Genomic DNA, 18,721 nt, shown 5'->3' with positions numbered 1-18,721 from the left:
TTCAATCCCTGTTCGTCGCAACGGACTTGCCGCCAATCTTAATGTCGCAACCGCTATCGTTCGAGAGAATCTCGACCGTCAACTCGCCGCCGTCTCCCTTGCGCCGTAGCGCGACCGAGATTCGGCCGCTTGCCACGGGCAAGTCTCGAACGATCAAGCGGTCAATGCCATCGGGCAAGAACGGATCCAACACGATAGTGCCTTCCAAGGCATCGGGCTTCAATCCGAGAATGGTCTGGATCATCATGACGGAAGTGCCCGCCGCCCAAGCTTGAGGCGAACAAGCTACCGGGTACGATACCGGATAACCGATCGAATCGTCGTATCCGCAAAACAGTTCTGGAAGTCGATTGTATTCGAACTTTTCCGCCGCGCTTAGCAATCCGGAGATAACCGTCGCCGCTTCTTCCTTGAAACCCATCCGGCCCATGCCCAGAAAAGCCAGCGAGTTGTCATGCGGCCAAACGCTGCCGTCATGATAGCTCATCGGATTATACCCGGTCGATTCGTTAGACATCGTGCGAATGCCGTATCCGCCGAACATATCCGGGGCCACGAGCCTTCGGGCCACTTCCCGCGCGCGCTCTGGCTCGACGATGCCGCTCATAAGCAAGTGGCCTGGGTTGGAAGTCACCGATTGTACTTGGCGCTTATCGCCGTCGAGGGCTATCGCGTAAAAACGATCTTTCTCCATCCAGAACGCCTCATCGAACTTCGATTTAAGGATCGCGGCTTCCACCGTCAGCCGCTTTGCCATTTCCTCCTTACCGAGTTTCGCGACGATCGGCGCTAGCCGTTGTTTGGCCTGGAATACGTAACCTTGCACTTCGACGAGCGCAACTGGCGCATGGGCGAATTCGCCGTTTTTGTGAATGACGGAGTCCGCGGAATCTTTCCAGCCTTGGTTGGCGATGCCCTTAGATGACTCTTGGTAGTATTCGACCCACCCGTCTCCGTCCCGGTCTCCGTAACGGTCAATCCATTCGAGCGCTCGCTCGATGTTCGGCAGCAGGCACGCGACCGTATCCATATCGCCGGTCCAATGCGCGTACTCCGCCGCCAGCATAATGAACAGCGGCGTCGAATCGATGCTTCCGTAATAGGGAGCAAACGGAACCTGGCTGGATCTCGCCAGTTCGCCGCTGCGCATCTCATGCATGATTTTGCCCGGCTGCTCGTCCTTCCAAGGATTGATCTCCATCCCTTGATGAGCCGCCATGATCTCAAGCGTTCCTTTCGCGACTGTTGGATAAAGCGGAAGCATCTGCAACGCGGCGATCAAGCTGTCCCGCCCGAATGGCACTGCGAACCAAGGTAGTCCCGCCACGGGGAACAGGCCTTGGCCGAAATCGGTTAGAAGGACTCTTAAGTCCTGCATGCCGCGCTCGTACAATCTTCCGAGAACGAGCGAATCGGTCTCGACCTTCGTCGACTGCTCACCCCAATCGGCGTAGATCCGTTTAAGTTCCGACAGCGCTTCATCTTTCGGGTAGATAGCCGGAAGGTTTCCGTCGATCGAAGGTATGACCTTCAACGTAATCCGCTTGGCTTCCTTCGGTTTGAGACGGATTCCGTAACGGATGTTTCCTTGATCGAATACTTCGTCGGGCTCTATGTCCCAAGTCACGCGCGTTTCCCTTCGGACGCCGTCCACCCCGTCATAGACGGCATGCCACCCTTCCTTGCCGAAGCTTCTAGCCGTAATCTTGCCGAGCGCTTCGGCTGGCTGAAATCCCCGTATTAGGAACATATCGCTGAAATCCGCATCCACGGCAATATCCAAATCGAATGCCAAATCCTTCGTCGAAAAGTTGGTTGCGGATATTGTTTCGTACAGCACTTCTCCGTAGACGAATCGCTCGCGAACCAGCTCGACGGATTCCCTCCACAGTTTAACGACACCTTCCTCTTCCTCATGCTCGTTCGTCAATCGAATCCGGGCCAAATAATTTTCGTCGGCCGCCGAAGAAAGGAGCAACGGGCGTTTCCCGTTCAGACTCAGTTCAAGCTTGCTAAGGAAGCGCGTATCCTTCATGTAAAGGCCGCCTTGCGGATCCGCGCCCCGAATGTCTCCGTGGTGATCCGTCAATAGAAAAACGTCATTGTTTTTGATTACTCTGTAGTTCATTCTCTCTCCACCTTAATATTTCTATTTCTCCGCTAAATCATCCGAAACGTTTCGGATTGAGGGTAAAAAAAAGCGGAATCACTCCGCTATACGCCGCGTGCTTTCTCTTACGATCAATTGATTGCCGAGCAAGATCTTACGGTTTTCCGTTCGGTCATCCAATATGTCGATCAATAATTGAGCCGCTTGAAAGCCTAATTCGTACTTGTCCTGTCTTACCGTCGTCAGCTTCGGCGAACAATACGACGCGATATTGATATCGTCGAATCCGACGATCGAGATGTCTTCCGGCACCTTGCGTCCCAGCTTCTCCAAGGAACGCATGGCGCCGAGCGCCATTAGGTCGCTCGCGCAGAAAACGGCCGTTATGTCGGGATGCCGCAGCAATATCTGATACATGGCCTCCGCGCCGCCGTCCTCCGAGAACTTTCCGTCGTAAACGGGGAGGGATTCCGTCGGAAGTCCAAATTCGTCCATCGCGTCCCGAAATCCTTCCAACCGTTCGCGGCTGACGAAAGCTTGGTTGTGACCGTTGATCATGGCGATGCGCCGATGTCCGTTTTCGAGCAAATGTCGCACGGCCATCGAAGCGCCCAGCCGACTGTCGACGTAATATGGGCGACGTTCTGTCCGGTCTCGGGAATATCGATGAGCACGCATGGGAACGAATTCTGTTCAATGACTTCCCGCAAATAGGGATCGTCGAGACGAAGACCGGACAGAATCGCCCCATCCACGTTCCGTTCTTTGCAAAGCGCGGTATAGGATTTCTCTATCTGCTTCGACGGATTCGTGCTAAATAAGAGTAAATCGTAATTCAGATCTCCGGCCCTGTCGTTAATTCCGCATAAAACTTCGTATGTGAACGCGTCTTTGGCCCCCGCGCGGTTAATGTCCGAAATGATCAGGCCAATCGTGCGCGTTTTTTTGGATACGAGGCTTCTGGCAACCGCATTCGGGCTATATGACAGCTCCGAGGCGACCTGCTTGATCTTCTTTCTCGTTTCCTCGTTTACGTCGTCGTAGCCATTCAATGCCCTGGATACCGTAGTGACGGATACACCCGCCTTTTTCGCGATATCTTTAATTGTCGCCATTATGCTAGCACCTTTCCAAAACGTTTCGGATTCATTATAAATGATCAACGTACGATTTATCAAGCGATATTTTCTCTGCTAGCTTTTCCTCTTTCCTTCAAAAGCTTGAACGAAAACAGGTTTAGCCGGAATTGTACGCGGTGGACAAAATATCGGTAGTTCCCCCGACGTGCCCTACCATTATGTAAGAAGCACTTTCCCCTGCCGGCCCAACCGTTCGGACATCTGCAAAGCCTTTGTAATTTCGTTTAAGTTAAATCTCGCTTCAACATTTCCCAAGTTGAGCTGCTTTTGGCGAGTTCAATTGCGATTCGCTTCCAATCCACTTGCAGCTCCGATAGCAATCCAATGGACAAAAATAGACCGCCACGTCTCACAGCATGCGCAATATCAAATCCTTCTCTTCCACCGATAGAATCATTCGCGGCATGAACGCCCCGCCCCATCGTTATGTCCTGACGAAATTCGGCACTTCATTTGCTGATGAAGCAGATGTTGTGACATATTGCTGCCAAGTTCCATCTCCCCGAAGAGGCAATACACGCCTACCGAGCATGGATTTTTGCACTCTGCTACCTATATTGATGACTGATCCTACGCCCTCATATCCAGGAATACATGGCAACAAGATACGATGTCGATAAGCACCGCGGATGGGAAAAAGCGCCAAACGATTTGTTACGCATTAGAAAGGAGGACCTGCAGAGACAAGTCCTCCTGATAACTCTCCTTACACGTTAGCGCAATGCCATCTGTTTTTCTGTCAAACGTCCGTCCTCCAAATACAGAACGCGGTCGCACAGCGACAGAATGCGTTCGTCGTGCGTGACCATTACAGCGCTCTTGCCCAACTCTTTAGCTTCAGTGGCAAGCATGCGCACAACGTCCATTCCCCGCGAGGCATCCAGGCTCGCCGTAGGTTCGTCTGCCAGCAGCACCGCCGGATCGTTCATGAGCGCTCTGGCGATGGCGACGCGCTGGCGTTCGCCCCCAGATAATTTCTCGGGATAAGCATTGAGGCGGTGGGTCAAGCCCAGCTTATGCAACAGCTCGCGCGCACGTTCTGCCGACGCCGATTTGTTCTTCCCGCCCAACTTTGCAACAAGCAGAAGCTGTTCTTCAACCTTCAAGTATGGTATCAAATTTGCGCTTTGAAAAATAAAGCCGAGTTGACGCAGCCGAATGTCAGTCAGTTCTTTCTTGTTTTTACCGGCAATCGATTTTCCATCGAGCAGCACATTACCGCTCGTTGGCTCAAGTAGAGAACCCGCTATCGATAGGAACGTGCTCTTCCCGGAACCGGATGGCCCCATTACGGCAACCAACTCGCCTTCCGATACTTGCAAGTTTAATTTGTCCAGAATTGTCCGTTGCATGCCGCCATCCTCGAAGGTACGCTTAATATTTTCCAATATGAGTCTATGTCTCATGCCGCAGTCCTCCCGATCGCATCCAGTGCGTCTATTCTGGTGACTTTCCAAACCGAAAGCAACGATCCGATTAGCGACATCCCGATAAATGCTCCACATGTACTCGCCAACGTAGAAACATCAAGCTGGAACGGCATTCCGTTCGGCAAAACCGCTTCAATCGCTTGGACGAGGAGCACGCTGACAACGAGACTGCCAACCGACAATAACAGCACTTGCAGGGCGACGCTTCGTACAAGGTAGGAAGTGCGAGTACCGATTGCCTTCAAAATGCCGAACTGACTGCTTTTTTGGATCGTGATCACATAGAAGAATACTGCCAAGACGAACGCAGAAATGACAAACAAAAAAACAATCATCATTAGGAGCGAGCCCTGCTCTTCCTTATAACCCGGTATGGCCGAGACGGCATCCGGTTTCGTGACGACTTCTGCATCTGGAAGCGCTGCAGCCATTTGCTTAGCCTGTTCCTTATTCGCCTTTACGGCGATCGCGCTGTAACGTATATCAGTTGCCGTTCCGTTTGCTCCCTGCCACTCTGCCGACTTCAACTGAAGTTGCTGCCAGTCTCGCACGTTTAGAAACACAGCAGGAGAGTGACTGAACGATTCATGGCTCACGAACCCGCTAACTGTCCACTTCATCCCTGAAGCTTGATCGAGGATCTCGGTGCCGATGCCAATTCCTGAATCCTTTAATTGGTCGTCGACGACCACTTGTCCTTCACTCTGGGCGGCTGTTCCTTCGGTTACGGAAGGTAAAAGCCAACCCTCCTGATTTACCGCGAGCAGCGTAACATCTAGCTTGTGGGCAGTCCCTTCGGTCGTCACCGTTGTCATTTTGACGCCAAGCGGCTGCACATTCTTTTCCCCTGCTATGGAACCGGCCTGAGCCAACACAGGCTCCCCCAATTGAGACCGCGTGAAGCGATGATTCGATTCCTTCTCCATAATAAAATGCGTAGCGTCCATGTTCTGAATCGATGCCGCGTTGTCATAAGCGAGACCGCGCGCTAGCCCCGTGACAAACAGGACCAAAAAGGCGACTAGCAGCATAATAGTTGCGATCAACGAATAACGGACTTTGGCGAATCTCATCTCTCGAATGGCCAAATACATTATGATTCCCTCCCTATCGATAATTAAAGTTTAGTAAGCGAATATGAACGGCGCGTGAATAGCCAATTACATTTAAGAAAGCGTTACCGTAAAACTCGTGTCTTCACCGATCAAGCATGGTAAAGTCCCAAACAAAAGAAGCGCCAAAGACAGATAACTGTCTTCGACGCTTCATGGCTCAATGCTCGATCGTAAACACCGGACGTTCGAGATCGTTCACGTAGATCCGAAATTCTCCCGGCTCGACCGTCCGCCGCAAATCTGCATCCAAATATTTTAAATCTTCCAAGGAGACGGACATTTCGACGTTTACGGAACCCTTGGCCGGAACCGGAACGACCCGGTAAGCTTTCATCTCCCGCACCGGACGAACCACCCTGGATACCGCATCTTCGATATACAGAATGACGATCTCCGAGTAGTCGTACCGGCTCGGATTGTGAATCCGGAAGGTCACCTTAACATCCTCGTTCTCCGTTATAAGGCAACTCGATACGGCGAAGTCCGAATAGGTCGATCCGGCGTAGTTTAACCCATGGCCAAACGGGAACAACGGACCGATGTCGCAATCCTGATACCGGCTGCTGTAGCTTGACGCGTTGGCAGGCCGGCCCGTGCTGAATTCGTTGTAATAAATCGGCGTCTGTGCCGAATCGCGCGGGAACGACATCGTCAACTTCCCGGACGGAGTCGCTTGGCCGGTCAACAGCTTGGCGACGGCCGACCCGGCCATTGTCCCCGGATACCAGCACCATAATAAGGCAGGCATATCGCCGATAATATCCTGCAACGCCAGCGGACGACCGGAGAAGCAGACGCACGCATAGGGCCGGCCGGTATCCTTCACTGCCCGAATCAGCCGCTTCTGCTCTTCTTCCAATTCGAGCTTGACGCTGCTATGCCCCTCTCCGCTTCTTCCCCAATGCTCGCCGACGGTAACGACAAAGTAATCGCACCGTGCCAGCAGATCCTCCGGACAATCCTCCAACTTGTCGAAGGCGGCGACCGACATCGAGCCATCGGCCTGCCTTAAACCTTCCTCCAGCGTCACCACATCGCCGAAGCTCCCTTTGCAAGCCCAGTTGCCAAGCAGCTCCAGCGTACGGGCATACGGCCCGACGAGAACGACGTTCCGATGCTCCGGGCGCAGCGGCAGTGTCTCGTTCTCGTTCTTTAACAAGACGCAGCTTCGGATGCCCGCCTCTTCGGCAAGAGCTAGGGATGCGGAATTCAGAAGAACGGCATCTTCCGCGGCTTCGTCCGCAAAAGGATTCTCGAACAAGCCTAGTTCGTTTTTGAGCCGCAGCACCTTCAGAACTGCCGCGTCCACATCCTTCAGCAATTCCGGCCGTTTTTCGATGATGGCCTCGTAATGCTCAAGATAATGGGTCGAGACCATCTCGATATCGACGCCGGCGCCCAGAGCCAATTCCGCCGCTTCCCGGCCGTCCCGCGCCACGCGGTGCCTCTGCAGCTCCGACACTGCGCCCCAATCGGAGATGACCAAATCTTCGAAACCGTACTGTCTTCTCAGAATCTCCCGCAACATCTCTGGGCTGGACGTGACCGGAACCCCATTAAACGAGTTGAACGAGCTCATGACGAATTTCGGCCGCGCCTGCAGCGCGATCTCGTAAGACTTGACGTAGTACTCGTAAAATTCGCGCATCGACATGTCGACGGTATTATAATCTTTCCCCGCTATTCCCGCTCCGTAAGCGGCGAAATGCTTGAGGCAAGCCGCCACGCCGGCCGGCGAGATTTGCCCATCGCGTATCTTCTGGTACCCCCGGATCATGGCCCTGCCTAGATTGCCAGACAAATAATGGTCTTCGCCAAACGATTCCATCACCCGGCCCCATCGAGCATCCCGCACAAGATCCGTCATCGGCGAGAAATTGACGTGGATGCCGGCCGCCCGCAGCTCGGACGCCGTCTCTTCCGCCACCCGCTCCGCGATCCGGTCGTCCCAGCTGCAGGATAGTCCCAATGGAATCGGGAAAATCGTTTTGTAGCCGTGAATCGCGTCGTGCATGAACAGTAAAGGAATCTTCAAGCGGGACCGCTTCAAGTATTCCTCTTGAATCCGGTTGGTCATCTTCGCGCTGGATGCGCCGATGACGCTGCCGATCGTGTAAAGCGTCTCCTCATCCAAGATATGCCGCGGGTATGCCGGTCCCGTCTCCACCATCTCATCGTCGACGTGACCGACATAGAGTTCGCCCGTAATTTGCGACAGCTGTCCGAACTTCTCCTTCAACGTCATCGACGCCAGCAACTCTTGCAAACGATCGTTATCCATCGTAAGGCCCCTCTTTCGGATTCACACCCATTCAAGGGCCGGCAAAATATCCTTCTGAAGCTCGCACATTTCGTCGATCATCGCGCACGCTTGATAGTAGGTCGGTGCCTGCGGGTCGAGCAGAATCGCTTGCAGCAGCTTCGTCTTCGACTTCTCGACGAAAGCTTCGAGCAACAGCTTGTGAATCGTCCCTTGAATGTGGATCGTGCCGATTACGGCAGTAGGCAGATCGACGGTCATCGGCTTCAAGACGATTCCCCGTCCGTTCACGATCGCTTGCGTTTCCACCACCATGTCGTCGGGAAGCCCGCGGATGGCGCCTTTGTTCGGCAAGTTGACGGCGTTCAGCTGCACCTCGTCGTCGAAGAAGATCGCTTCGATGATCGGAATGGCGTATTCCTGGCTGGGGCAAACCTTCGTTTTATCGAACGTATAGGCTTCTTCTACCCAGCTTTCTTGCGTCTGCACGCTGTCGAATAACCCTTTGTCCAAGCTGTTGCCGCTCGCGGCATAGACGAATTCAGGCGTTCTCGAGCCTTTCTTCCACAGTTGTTCCCGAATGGGATCATAACGGAATTGCAGTGACAGCCCTGCATAAAAATCATCCGCATATGAGACATATTCACCGCAATGGTTCGTCCCCGGGTACGGATAATAACCGTAAATTTGGTACAACGTTCGCGACAGCCCGATATGGTCGAATTGCGCCAGACGATTGGCCTTGCGCTCCTTCTCGCGGAACAACGGGTACAGGTCCTCTCCCGTCTTCTTGTCCCAAATCTTGGTGAAGAATCCGAAGTGGTTCAGGCCTCCGCCTTCGATGCCAATCTCATCAGGCTTCCGCTCCAGAAACTCGCTCAATTGATGGATGCCCATATCCAGCCCATGGCAGAGACCCACGATCTTGATCGAAGTCAGCTTGGAGATCGCCTCGACCAGCTTCGCTTCGGGATTCGTGTAATTGATAAACCAAGCGTCCGGGCACACCTTCTCCATTGTCCGGGCAATCTCGAGCATTGGGCCCAAGTTGCGGAGCGTATGGAACATCGATCCCGGCCCGCCGTTCTCCCCGTAAATCTGTTTGCTGCCGTAGCGGCGAGGAATGTGAAAATCCTGGGACCAGTAAAAGTACCGATCGACTTCGATCGCGACGATGGCGAAATCGGCGCCCTGCAGCGATTGCTCCAGATCTGTCGTCTCCCAGATGACGGCCGGATGTGAGTACGAATCGAACATTTCTTTCGCATATCGATAAGTCCGGTTAACGTTGTCCTCGCTGATATCCATGAGCGCGATTTCAAGCTCCACTTCTTTTTTGAGCCGCGGGGACAGCACGATATCCTGCAAGGCTCCAAGCGCGAACGACACGCTTCCAGCTCCGATTAACGCTATTTTCATTTTTTTCATCGCTAATAAACTCCTTTTTGGTGTGATGTTATTCCTTAAGTGCCCCTACCATGACACCCGACAGGATGTTCCGCTGGAAGGCGATGTACACCAACGCGACCGGAAGCGCCGAGACGACGGCCGCCGTGGCGATCATGGGAAAGTCCATCGTGAACTTGGTTTGAAAATAATTCAGCCCTACCGGCAGCGTCCTCAACTGGTCGTTCTGAATAAGAATCGTCGGCAGCATAAAGTTGTTCCAAGTACCGATCGCCGTAAAAACGATTAGGGACACCATGGGCGCATACAACATCGGCATGATGATATAGTACAAATTCTTCGCTTCTGTCGAGCCGTCGATTCTAGCCGATTCCAGTAGGGCGTAAGGGATATCCTTCATGAACCCTCTCAACAGGAAAATCGAGAACGGAATGTTCAACGCGATTTGCGGCAAGATGAGCGACCAGATCGTATTCAGCAAACCCATCGACTTCAAATTATTGAACAACGGAATAATGATCAAATCTAAAGGAATCGTAAGTCCCCATAGTACGATCAGGAAAAAGATTCCTTTGCCCTTGAACTTCATAAACGCGAACGGGTAAGCGCCGAGCAGGGACAGCATGACGACGAAAGCGACAACGACAACGGTTACGATCAAGCTGTTCTTATAATAGGTTACAAAATTGCCGACTTCCCAGATGCGAGTAAAATTTTCCCAATGGAAAACATCCGGCAAAGCCAAGGGACCATTGATATTAATTTCGTTCATTGTTTTCAGAGACGTGCTGATGACGAGCAGAAACGGAGAAATCGTCAGCAGTGCCGTGCAGATCATGACGGCATATACGAGCGTGCGTCGAATGAGCAAAGATCGGGTCATTGTCATAAGCTATTGATCCCTTTCCCTGATCCAGATGATGGTTCTCGAAACGATGAGAATGAACAAAGTCAGAACGATGGATGCCGCAGCGGCGAAACCCAAGCGGTTGAAGATAAAGCCTTGCGTATAGACGTAATATGAAATAACATACGAGCTGTATCCGGGACCGCCTTTCGTCGTGGCCATTACGATATCGAACACGCTGAACGAACCGATCGTCATCAGGATAACGACCGTCGTGATCGTTTGCTTCAGGCCAGGAATCGTGACGTGCCGGAATTGTTTCCATGGACCGCAGCCGTCAATGTTGGCGGCGTCGTACAGTTGCGAATCTACGCTCTGCAGCGCCGCGGTGAAAAGCATCGTCGTATAGCCAAAGCTACCCCACACGAAAACGACGAACAGCGCGTACATGACGAGATCAGGATTACCGAGCCAGCCGGCGACCGGCCGTCCGATGCCAATCTGATCCAGAATGGCGGATAACGGACCGAAGCTCGGATCGTAAATCCACTTCCAAATGACAGCGGCGATGACGGAAGAGATGATTTGCGGGAAGAAAAACCCCATCTGAAACCATTTAGTAAATCGGATTTTTCCCCGAACGAGCAAATTGGCAAATACAAGACCCAGACATACGGGAATCGTCGCGCCGCCGACGACCCATAGCAGCGTGTTCTTAATCGCCTGCAAGAACATCGGTTCGTCGGTAAACAGATGAATATAGTTTTGCAATCCGACGAATTTCTTCGGACTGATCCCGTCCCAGCTCGTCGTGCTGATATAAAATGTCTGCAGGGCCGGCCATATCATGAAGAAGGCCATCATCCCAAACGCCGGAAGAAGGAACAAATACGCGAGCGGATTGGTTTTCTCCGCGCTTCTTCGTTTGAACGTGCGCACCTGCCGAGGTATGGCTGCTTGTTTCACAAAGATCGCCTCATTATACAGGATGGATGTCCTTTAACCCCTGAAGAGTTAAAGGACATCTGGTCTAACTACAATTTCGATGCCTACTGACCCTTCGCTATCGCAGACAACTTGTCGTATTCCTGCTTGATCTCATCCCAAGCTTTCTCGGGCGTGTTCTTCTGGAAGGACATCATTTGCATCTGCTTGTTCAGAATATCGTAAAGTCCCGGAACGGCATTATCGAGGTAGAAACCCATTTGGGTGCCTTGAATGGCTTGGTCGACTTCTTTCTTCAAGTCGGAAACTTGTGCCCCTGACATGTCCGCTTTGATAGTGGGCGTAGAACCGCCTTCATACCAAAGCTTGACGACTTCAGGGTTCATGAACGTTTCGATGAAGTCCAGCGCCGCTTGTTTCTTCTCGGCGCTCAACTCCGCGTTCAGCGCCCATCCGCCATCCGTCGCGTTCACGATCGTGTGCGACTGGCTGTTCGCATCCTGCTGCGGGAAGGCGAATGCGCCTGTCGGAATGTTCGTGCCCTCGTAATTCGGGATGTCCCAATTTCCGCCGAGCACCATCGCGGACTGCCCCTTCGCATAATAAGTCGGCACCGCGCTGCCGTCGATCGAAGCGTCTTCCTTCCGATAGTATCCGTTATTCTCCCATTCTTTGACCTGATTTAGAGCCGCCGTGAACGTTTTTTCGAACTCGGGCGTAATCCCTTGCTGGAAATAGAACTTTTTGATGTCGTCCGCCGATGTTTGATTATAAAGCATGTGGAACACCGACCACATCTTCGGCATATTGGACATGCCGCCATTCTCCATAGGAACATAGCCGGCTTCTTTAACCTTGGCCAGAATCGAGTTGAATTCGTCGATTGTCTTAGGCGGCGTCAGATTCAGCTTAGAGAAAATGTCCTTGTTGTAATATACGACAATGGGTGCTGCCATATAGGGAATGCTGTAGTACTTTCCTGGCGTTCTGGCGTTTTGGAAGTCGATCGCTCCTTCCACTTCCTTGTCGATCCAGCCCCGGCTCTTCACGTCATCGGTAATGTCCATCAGGTAGTTGTTCTTTTGCAGCATCTGCTGCATCGTGTCGTCCAAGTAGACGATATCTTGCCCCGCGCCGGAATTGAACGCCAACTTCAGGTTTTGGGCGTATTCGGACCACGGACTCGGGCTATATTGAATGGTAACGTTAGGATGCGTCTGGTTGAAAATCTTGATCGTTTCGTTCATGGTATTGACGCGGGCTTCGTCGACCATGGAGGAGGTGACGGTGAGCGTGATTTTGTCGGAACCGGATGAAGCGCCAGCGTTATCCGCGTTATTGGAAGCGCAACCAACAAGGCCGACAAGCAAGACAGACAAACTTCCTAAAAGCAGAACTTTTGATTTGGACATTGGAGATCCCCTTCTCGTCTCAAATTTAGGTGTTCTCGGATTCGTTGCTTTCGATGCATGGTCGTAGTAATCTCTTCAGAGAACAAATGCCGCCGCCGATTCATCCATGCAGACGTGGACGTTCGGATGCCGTTGCATGACCGTAACCGGCACTTCGTTCGTAACCTCGTGGCGCAGAGCTTTTCTCATGATATCCGCTTTCTTTTCTCCGTCCGCGATCAGAATCACCATACTCGCCTGTATCAGATGTTTGATCCCGAGCGTAATTCCTTTTTGCACGTTCTTCCGCTCCGTAAAGTATTTCACGGAGACTTGTTTCGTAACAGAATCGAGATCCGTCACGTGCGAATACTGTTCTAAGTCGACATGCGGTTCGTTAAAGCCCAAGTGGCCGTTTATTCCTACGCCAAGCAACAATAGATCAATCGTCCCATGAGCCACGATTAAGTCGTCCATCGCCTTGCATTCCGCTTCCAATTCGTCGCTGGTTCCGTTAAAGAAGTGGATGTTTTCCTTCTTGATCCCGCACGGTTCGAAAAAATGGCGGTCAAGCGTCTGCCGGCAGCTGCCTTCATCCGAAGCGCCCAGACCGACCCATTCGTCCAAACTGATGAAGCGGCACTGATCGAAGTTAATCCTTCCTCCGTGAAACGCTTCCACCAAACAGGAGAACGTACCGAGAGGCGTATTGCCGGCGGCGAAGCACACCAGCGAATTGGGATTTTCTCTGACTTGATTAATGATCAATTCGGCGGCTTGCGACGACATTTCAAGATAATTGCGTGCGATGTGCGTTTTCATTTTAAACCCCTTTCTAGTTGATCAAGCCTACCTTCTCAAGAGCGAGAGCTGCCGCTCCGATTGCCCCGGCTTCCTCCCCGATGGATGTCAATTCAATCATTGTGGGAATCGGCGTGAAGTTTGATACCGTCGAGCGAATGAGTTCTAGCACCCCCGACAACGATTGAGAAACCCCACCGCAAAGGATCACTTTCTGCGGATTCAGCATACTCACCATATTGGCGATGCCGATCGACAAATCCGTTACGAATTGTTGAATGATCGGGATCGACTTCTCGTCCCCGCGCGCATATTGCTCAAACAGTTCTTGGGGCAACGTTCCGTACTGCGACAAAGCCACTCCCGAGATCTTCTTCTCAAATTGTCCGAAATCGCCGAAAGCATTGATGCCATTGTCGAGAACGTCTTGCTCCATGACCATGTATGCGACTTCACCGGCCATGTAATTACTGCCCTTCACAAGCGAACCGTTCGCAATAATCGCGCTACCCACGCCCGTCCCGATTGCCACCACAACGAAGTCGTTCGTGTTCCGAGCGGACCCGAGCCATCTCTCGCCCAGAGCCGCGCAGTTGACATCGTTGTCCACGAAGATAGGCTTGTCAAAGTACCGTTGCATTTGTTCCCGAAACGGAACGTGATTCCACTGAAGCGCTGGTGCTTCGATAACGGTGCCTTCCTCGCTGTTGGCGATGCCCGGGACTCCGAAGCCTATGGCGGCCACTTGATCCATAGAGATGGCCGCGGCAATCAGACATTCCGTAATGTGCATAGAGATGACGTCGATATCTCCCGAGGTGTTCATTTTCTTTTTGTACATGATATCGCCGGCTTGATTGGCGATCGTAATCATGATCTTCGTTCCGCCGATATCGACTCCGACACCATACAACTGTTCAGCTTGAGTTGGCTGTGCATCGTTCCTTTTCATCGTATAATCACTCTGTTTGCACCCCAATTTCCGCTTTTTGGAGTTAGTTTGTACTGAGTACGTACTAACTAAACCAAATATTATATCAACATGATAGCGTTGTCAATAAAAAAACGCGGTTGGTTCGCACTGGAAATGCGAACAACCGCGTTATGTATCAAGCCAAGCGAATGTGAGCGAGCCATGGCTTCTAGATGACGTTCTGTTCCAGCTCGAAAGCATAAGCGATCACCCCGAGAACTCCCGCTTCAACCCCCATTCGAGAAATCTCCACTGTCGTTTGAATCGGAGTCATTCGGCCAATGTTGGATCGGATCTCGTCCAACACGGGATTCAGATATCCGGCCACCTCGCCGCCAAGAATCACCTTCTCGGGATTAAGCAGGCTGACCATGTTGGAGATTCCTATGGACAGTTGGGTGACGAAGCGGTTTACCGTTTGTACGGAGCGGGGATCTTCTTGCGTATATCCCTGAAAAAGAGCTTGAACCGTGTTATCGTTCTCGGCGAGCGATTTACCCGAAGTCTTTTTCTCGAAGACCCCGAATTGTCCGGCCACGTTCACTTGATTACGAGTAATGTCTTCCTCTTGGATCAGATATGCGATTTCTCCGGCCATGAAATCTTTGCCATGAACCAAGTTTCCGTTCGCAACGATCGCGCTTCCGACTCCGGAGCCCAGACCGATATAAATGTAGATAAAGTCCTCCAGGTCCTTGGCCCCGCCAAGCCAACGTTCGCCGAGAGCCGCACAGTTCACATCGTTATTCGCGTAGATGGGCTTGGCCAGATACTTCTTCATCTCATCGACGAAAGGAACGTCCTTCCAGCCGAACTCCGGCGCATCCACGACGATTCCTTCCTTACTGTTTGTAAGGCCTGGAATACAGAACCCGATCGCGATCACGGCATCCATCGATACCGACGCTTTATCCAAGCTCGCAAGGATGCACTCGTAGATCGTCTTGAAGTCGTTGCCGGCGACCGAGCTCTCCTTCAAGACCACGTTCCCGTCCAAATCCGTAATGCAGATGAACAGCCCGTTCTCCAATAACTCGACACCGACGCCGTAGCCGGACCTCGGATTAAACCCGAGTTCGATCGCCCTTCTCCCGCCTTCCCTGGTCGAGGACCCGAATCCGGTCTCCACGACGAACTTCTTGGCGATTAATTCGTCAACGATGGACGAGACGGTCGAACGGCTGAAGCTCAAGCGCTGCGCGACTTTCGCCCGGCTGATCGGCTGCTGGGAGCGTATCGTTTCCAGTACGAGACTCCGGTTTATTTTCTTCAGAAGCTCCAAGTTCCCTTTTCTCACAATCCCAATCTCCCTGCATCTTTGTTTAAACTAAATTTAATCCAAGGGATTAATCTCGTCAAATTGACAGGTGCAATACCAGCCTTACTCTCGAATAAGCGTAAATCGGTATACCCTGGGAAATGGGATGAAAAGTTGTCACTTAGGTAAAAATACCTGAACGTAGTTGGAACAGTCTCAGTAATTCGAACGACAAGGAGAAGGTGACTGTGCAGGCGCGGTTTTCTACTCGTTTCGGCAACTTAGAATCCGGTGATCAAACAGCATTGGTTCCGAAGTTGGACCGAAATATTGAGTCGCTCAAGCAAGTGCTCGGCGAAGCCGACGACGTTTCGTTCCGCTCATTCCTGATCGGCGGAACGGTTCGGGCTGAGCTCGTCAATATCCCCTACATGACTGATAGGAAAGAAGTCGACAATAGTGTCCTGATGCCGCTTATGAAATCGGAAGACTTGGCATGTACAGATTTGCATGCGATCAAACTTCGGCTCTTGCCTGTTACCTCGGTCTTTGATGCCGCGACTGTAGAGGAATGCGCTGGACAGTTGATTAAAGGATTTTCTGTGCTCCTTATCGACGGCTGTACGGGTGCTTTGCTGCTCGGAACCGCCCAATTGGACAAGCGCAATGTAGAAGAGCCAAAGACTGAGCCTTCGCTTCGGGGGCCGCGCGATGGATTCACCGAATCGATCGCAACTAATCTGTCGCTGTTGCGACGAAAAATCCAGAGCGTAAAGCTGAAGCTCAGATCGTTAAATATCGGTCGCTATACGGGGACGGAAGTCTATATCGCTTATATGGAGGATCTAGTCAAGCCTTCCTTGCTGAATGAGGTGCAAAGCCGGCTCGAACGTATCGATGTGGACAGCGTGTTGGAAACGGGATACATAGAAGAACTAACGGAAGACGATCCATATTCCCCGTTTCCTCAGCAAATGTTTACAGAACGGGCCGATATTGCGGCTGCAAGCCTGCTCGAAGGCCGCATCGTAGTATTGGTGGACGGAACGCCCAATGTGCTGATCGTTCCCGCGACGCTAGCAACGCTTCTGCAGGCTGCGGATGATTATTATAACCGCGCAGTATATTCCAGCGCTCTTCGCTTTTTACGTTATTTGACACTACTCATTTCTACGATACTTCCGTCTGTATACGTTGCGTTGTTAAATTTTCATCATGAAATGGTACCCGGCAAACTGTTGATTAGCATCGCCTCGGCACGTGAAGAAATCCCATTCCCGACATTCGTTGAAGTGATGATGATGCAACTCGCGTTCGAGGTGCTGCGCGAGGCCGGGCTTCGCCTTCCGCGGCAAATTGGGTCGGCTGTTACGATCGTCGGCGCGCTCGTCGTAGGAGAAGCTGCGGTATCGGCAGGGCTTGTATCGGCGCCGATCGTTATCATTATCGCGTTTACGGGCATTGCGGGATTTACTGCCCCCCATTATTCGTTGGAGCTTGCCATTCGTCTTTTGCGGCTGCCGCTCATCGTGCTTGGCGGGACATTAGGCATGCTCGGAGTTATGTTCGGCATTATAGCCATTGCCATCCATTTGTGTATGCTTCGCTCTTACGGTGTCCCTTATTTATCCCCATTCGCGCCGTTTGCGGCAAACGAAATGAAGGATACCGCAATACGGGCTCCTTGGTGGAAAATGACGATGCGTCCCGGTTTTGCGGCTTTGCGGAACAGCAAACGACTCGCGCGCGGGCAAAAGCCGGGCCCAGGAAGAGGAGGAAGAAACTAACAGAATATGGGCAGAAGTTTGGCATTCCCCCAGTTACGTACTTTCAAACCGCTATCACTCGTGTTGGTTGCGACCACATTGCTGTTGTCGACGGGCTGTTGGGACCGGAAGGAAGTAAACGATCTTGCGATTGTTACGTTCGCCGGGTTAGATCGGAAGGACGACGGGGAGATCGAATTAACGCTTGAAATCGTTATGCCGAAGAAGGGAGGAAAAGAGAAGCAACAGTCCAAAGGGAGCAGCCCGACCTTGATTTGGTCCGCTTCGGGATTGACTGCGGCGGATGCTGCCTCCAAGCTGCAACTGAAGCTTCCCCGTGCCATCTACTGGGGGCAACTAGAACTGTTAGTCATAGGAGAAGCGTTGTCCCGCGGTCAATTCCGGGAACAGATGGATTATCTCGTGCGCGACAATAATATTCGATTGCGGGTTCAGCCGTTCGTCTGCAGGGGAGTCGTGCGCGAGTTTCTCGCTTCCTCTTCTCCGCTAGAACAGACCAAAGCGGATTTTCTGAGCGGAGAATCTGCCCACGCCATCCGTCAGCCGATAACGCTAAACCGCTTGGTACAGAACCTCGGCAATAAATCGGAAGCGTCGATACTACCTTACGTTGATATTACACAAGACGGCAACGAAAGCATTCCGTACGTGAAAGGCTATGCCATTTTTTCTCATGATCGGATGGCCGGAGTAATCAAAGGGGAGTCGTTCTTCGGGATGAAGTGGATGCTTCATCAAGTTAAAGGCGATACCGAGACCGTTAAGCTGGAAGAGCCCTCTACATCCCTCATCTCGCTTGGCGTCCTGTCATCCAGAACTCGCATTGTTCCTGGATTCGAGGAAGGAATGCCTCGAATAGAGGTAGGGATCGAAACTGAGTTAAGAGTCGTTCAAAATACGACTCGCTTCGCGGCAACCGATCCGAAATTCATCCACGGGGTCGAAAAAGCGGCGACCGACCACATTCGCCATAAGGTAGAGAAGACAATCAAGCAGGCTCAGAGGATGGGGAGCGATATTTTCGGTTTCGGCGATGCAATAAACCGCCGTCATCCGCGACAATGGCAACGACTGCAAGCTCGCTGGGAACGGATTTTTCCTTCGTTGCAAGTTAAGGTGAAGGTCTTGGTGAAGGTCAGGAACACCGGAATGAACAATCTGCCTGCCGGTGAACCGCGAGAAGAGGTGTAGAAGTCGTGACTTTGTTGAACCTAATGGGTGTTACATTAGTAGTCTTGTTGATGGTTTGGGCCGAATG

At 52.0% G+C, this 18,721-nt stretch carries 14 protein-coding genes and 1 pseudogene; 2 read left to right on the top strand and 13 right to left on the bottom strand.

Annotated elements, in window-relative coordinates; all coding sequences use genetic code 11:
• Nucleotide 1: 1 nt before the first annotated feature.
• From FPL14_RS24945 to FPL14_RS24890, 13 genes and pseudogenes are all read right to left on the bottom strand, one after another.
• Entirely contained in the window at nucleotides 2–2,128 is a 2,127-nt protein-coding gene (locus tag FPL14_RS24945) for an amylo-alpha-1,6-glucosidase (RefSeq protein WP_182300268.1), read from the bottom strand.
• Nucleotides 2,129–2,206: 78 nt separating this feature from the next.
• Nucleotides 2,207–3,225: pseudogene (locus tag FPL14_RS24940) on the bottom strand (LacI family DNA-binding transcriptional regulator).
• Nucleotides 3,226–3,673: 448 nt separating this feature from the next.
• Nucleotides 3,674–3,850, bottom strand: a complete 177-nt coding sequence (locus tag FPL14_RS30855; protein ID WP_407644682.1) for an alcohol dehydrogenase catalytic domain-containing protein — start codon at nucleotides 3,848–3,850, stop codon at nucleotides 3,674–3,676.
• A 112-nt stretch (nucleotides 3,851–3,962) separates the two neighbouring features.
• Complete coding sequence (locus FPL14_RS24935) at nucleotides 3,963–4,655, bottom strand: ABC transporter ATP-binding protein (protein ID WP_182300267.1); 693 nt, start codon at nucleotides 4,653–4,655, stop codon at nucleotides 3,963–3,965.
• A complete protein-coding gene (locus FPL14_RS24930; protein ID WP_182300266.1) occupies nucleotides 4,652–5,773 on the bottom strand; it encodes an ABC transporter permease in 1,122 nt (373 codons plus the stop codon). The genes FPL14_RS24935 and FPL14_RS24930 overlap by 4 nt, the downstream gene beginning before the upstream one ends.
• Before the next feature lie 178 nt (nucleotides 5,774–5,951).
• On the bottom strand, nucleotides 5,952–8,075 hold the full coding sequence (locus tag FPL14_RS24925; protein ID WP_182300265.1) for a glycoside hydrolase family 3 N-terminal domain-containing protein: 2,124 nt from the start codon (nucleotides 8,073–8,075) through the stop codon (nucleotides 5,952–5,954).
• A 21-nt stretch (nucleotides 8,076–8,096) separates the two neighbouring features.
• Nucleotides 8,097–9,482: a family 4 glycosyl hydrolase gene (locus FPL14_RS24920; RefSeq protein WP_182300264.1), complete on the bottom strand. Its 1,386-nt coding sequence runs from the start codon at nucleotides 9,480–9,482 to the stop codon at nucleotides 8,097–8,099.
• Between the two features lie 28 nt (nucleotides 9,483–9,510).
• Nucleotides 9,511–10,350 carry a carbohydrate ABC transporter permease gene (locus FPL14_RS24915; protein ID WP_182300263.1) on the bottom strand — a complete coding sequence of 280 codons (840 nt, stop codon included), beginning with the start codon at nucleotides 10,348–10,350 and terminating at the stop codon, nucleotides 9,511–9,513.
• Between the two features lie 3 nt (nucleotides 10,351–10,353).
• The gene (locus FPL14_RS24910; protein ID WP_182300262.1) at nucleotides 10,354–11,274 is read right to left on the bottom strand and encodes a carbohydrate ABC transporter permease; all 921 of its coding nucleotides are present in this window, start codon (nucleotides 11,272–11,274) and stop codon (nucleotides 10,354–10,356) included.
• Nucleotides 11,275–11,357: 83 nt separating this feature from the next.
• Complete coding sequence (locus FPL14_RS24905) at nucleotides 11,358–12,665, bottom strand: ABC transporter substrate-binding protein (RefSeq protein ID WP_182300261.1); 1,308 nt, start codon at nucleotides 12,663–12,665, stop codon at nucleotides 11,358–11,360.
• 75 nt (nucleotides 12,666–12,740) lie between these two features.
• Nucleotides 12,741–13,466, bottom strand: coding sequence for a glucosamine-6-phosphate deaminase (locus FPL14_RS24900; protein ID WP_182300260.1), 726 nt, complete (start codon nucleotides 13,464–13,466; stop codon nucleotides 12,741–12,743).
• Between the two features lie 13 nt (nucleotides 13,467–13,479).
• A complete protein-coding gene (locus FPL14_RS24895) occupies nucleotides 13,480–14,397 on the bottom strand; it encodes an ROK family protein (RefSeq protein ID WP_182300259.1) in 918 nt (305 codons plus the stop codon).
• A 190-nt stretch (nucleotides 14,398–14,587) separates the two neighbouring features.
• Complete coding sequence (locus tag FPL14_RS24890) at nucleotides 14,588–15,715, bottom strand: ROK family transcriptional regulator (protein ID WP_182300258.1); 1,128 nt, start codon at nucleotides 15,713–15,715, stop codon at nucleotides 14,588–14,590.
• Nucleotides 15,716–15,924: 209 nt separating this feature from the next.
• On the opposite strand from FPL14_RS24890, the gene FPL14_RS24885 reads away from it, so the two are divergent.
• Nucleotides 15,925–17,463, top strand: coding sequence for a spore germination protein (locus FPL14_RS24885; RefSeq protein WP_182300257.1), 1,539 nt, complete (start codon nucleotides 15,925–15,927; stop codon nucleotides 17,461–17,463).
• A 6-nt stretch (nucleotides 17,464–17,469) separates the two neighbouring features.
• On the top strand, nucleotides 17,470–18,654 hold the full coding sequence (locus tag FPL14_RS24880; RefSeq protein WP_229263662.1) for a Ger(x)C family spore germination protein: 1,185 nt from the start codon (nucleotides 17,470–17,472) through the stop codon (nucleotides 18,652–18,654).
• The last annotated feature ends 67 nt before the right edge of the window (nucleotides 18,655–18,721 follow it).

Source organism: Cohnella cholangitidis (assembly GCF_014107495.1).
GTDB classification, from domain to species: Bacteria; Bacillota; Bacilli; order Paenibacillales; family Paenibacillaceae; genus Cohnella; species Cohnella cholangitidis.
Note: the sequence above shows the minus strand (reverse complement) of the source record. Positions and strands in the feature narration are given on the sequence as shown.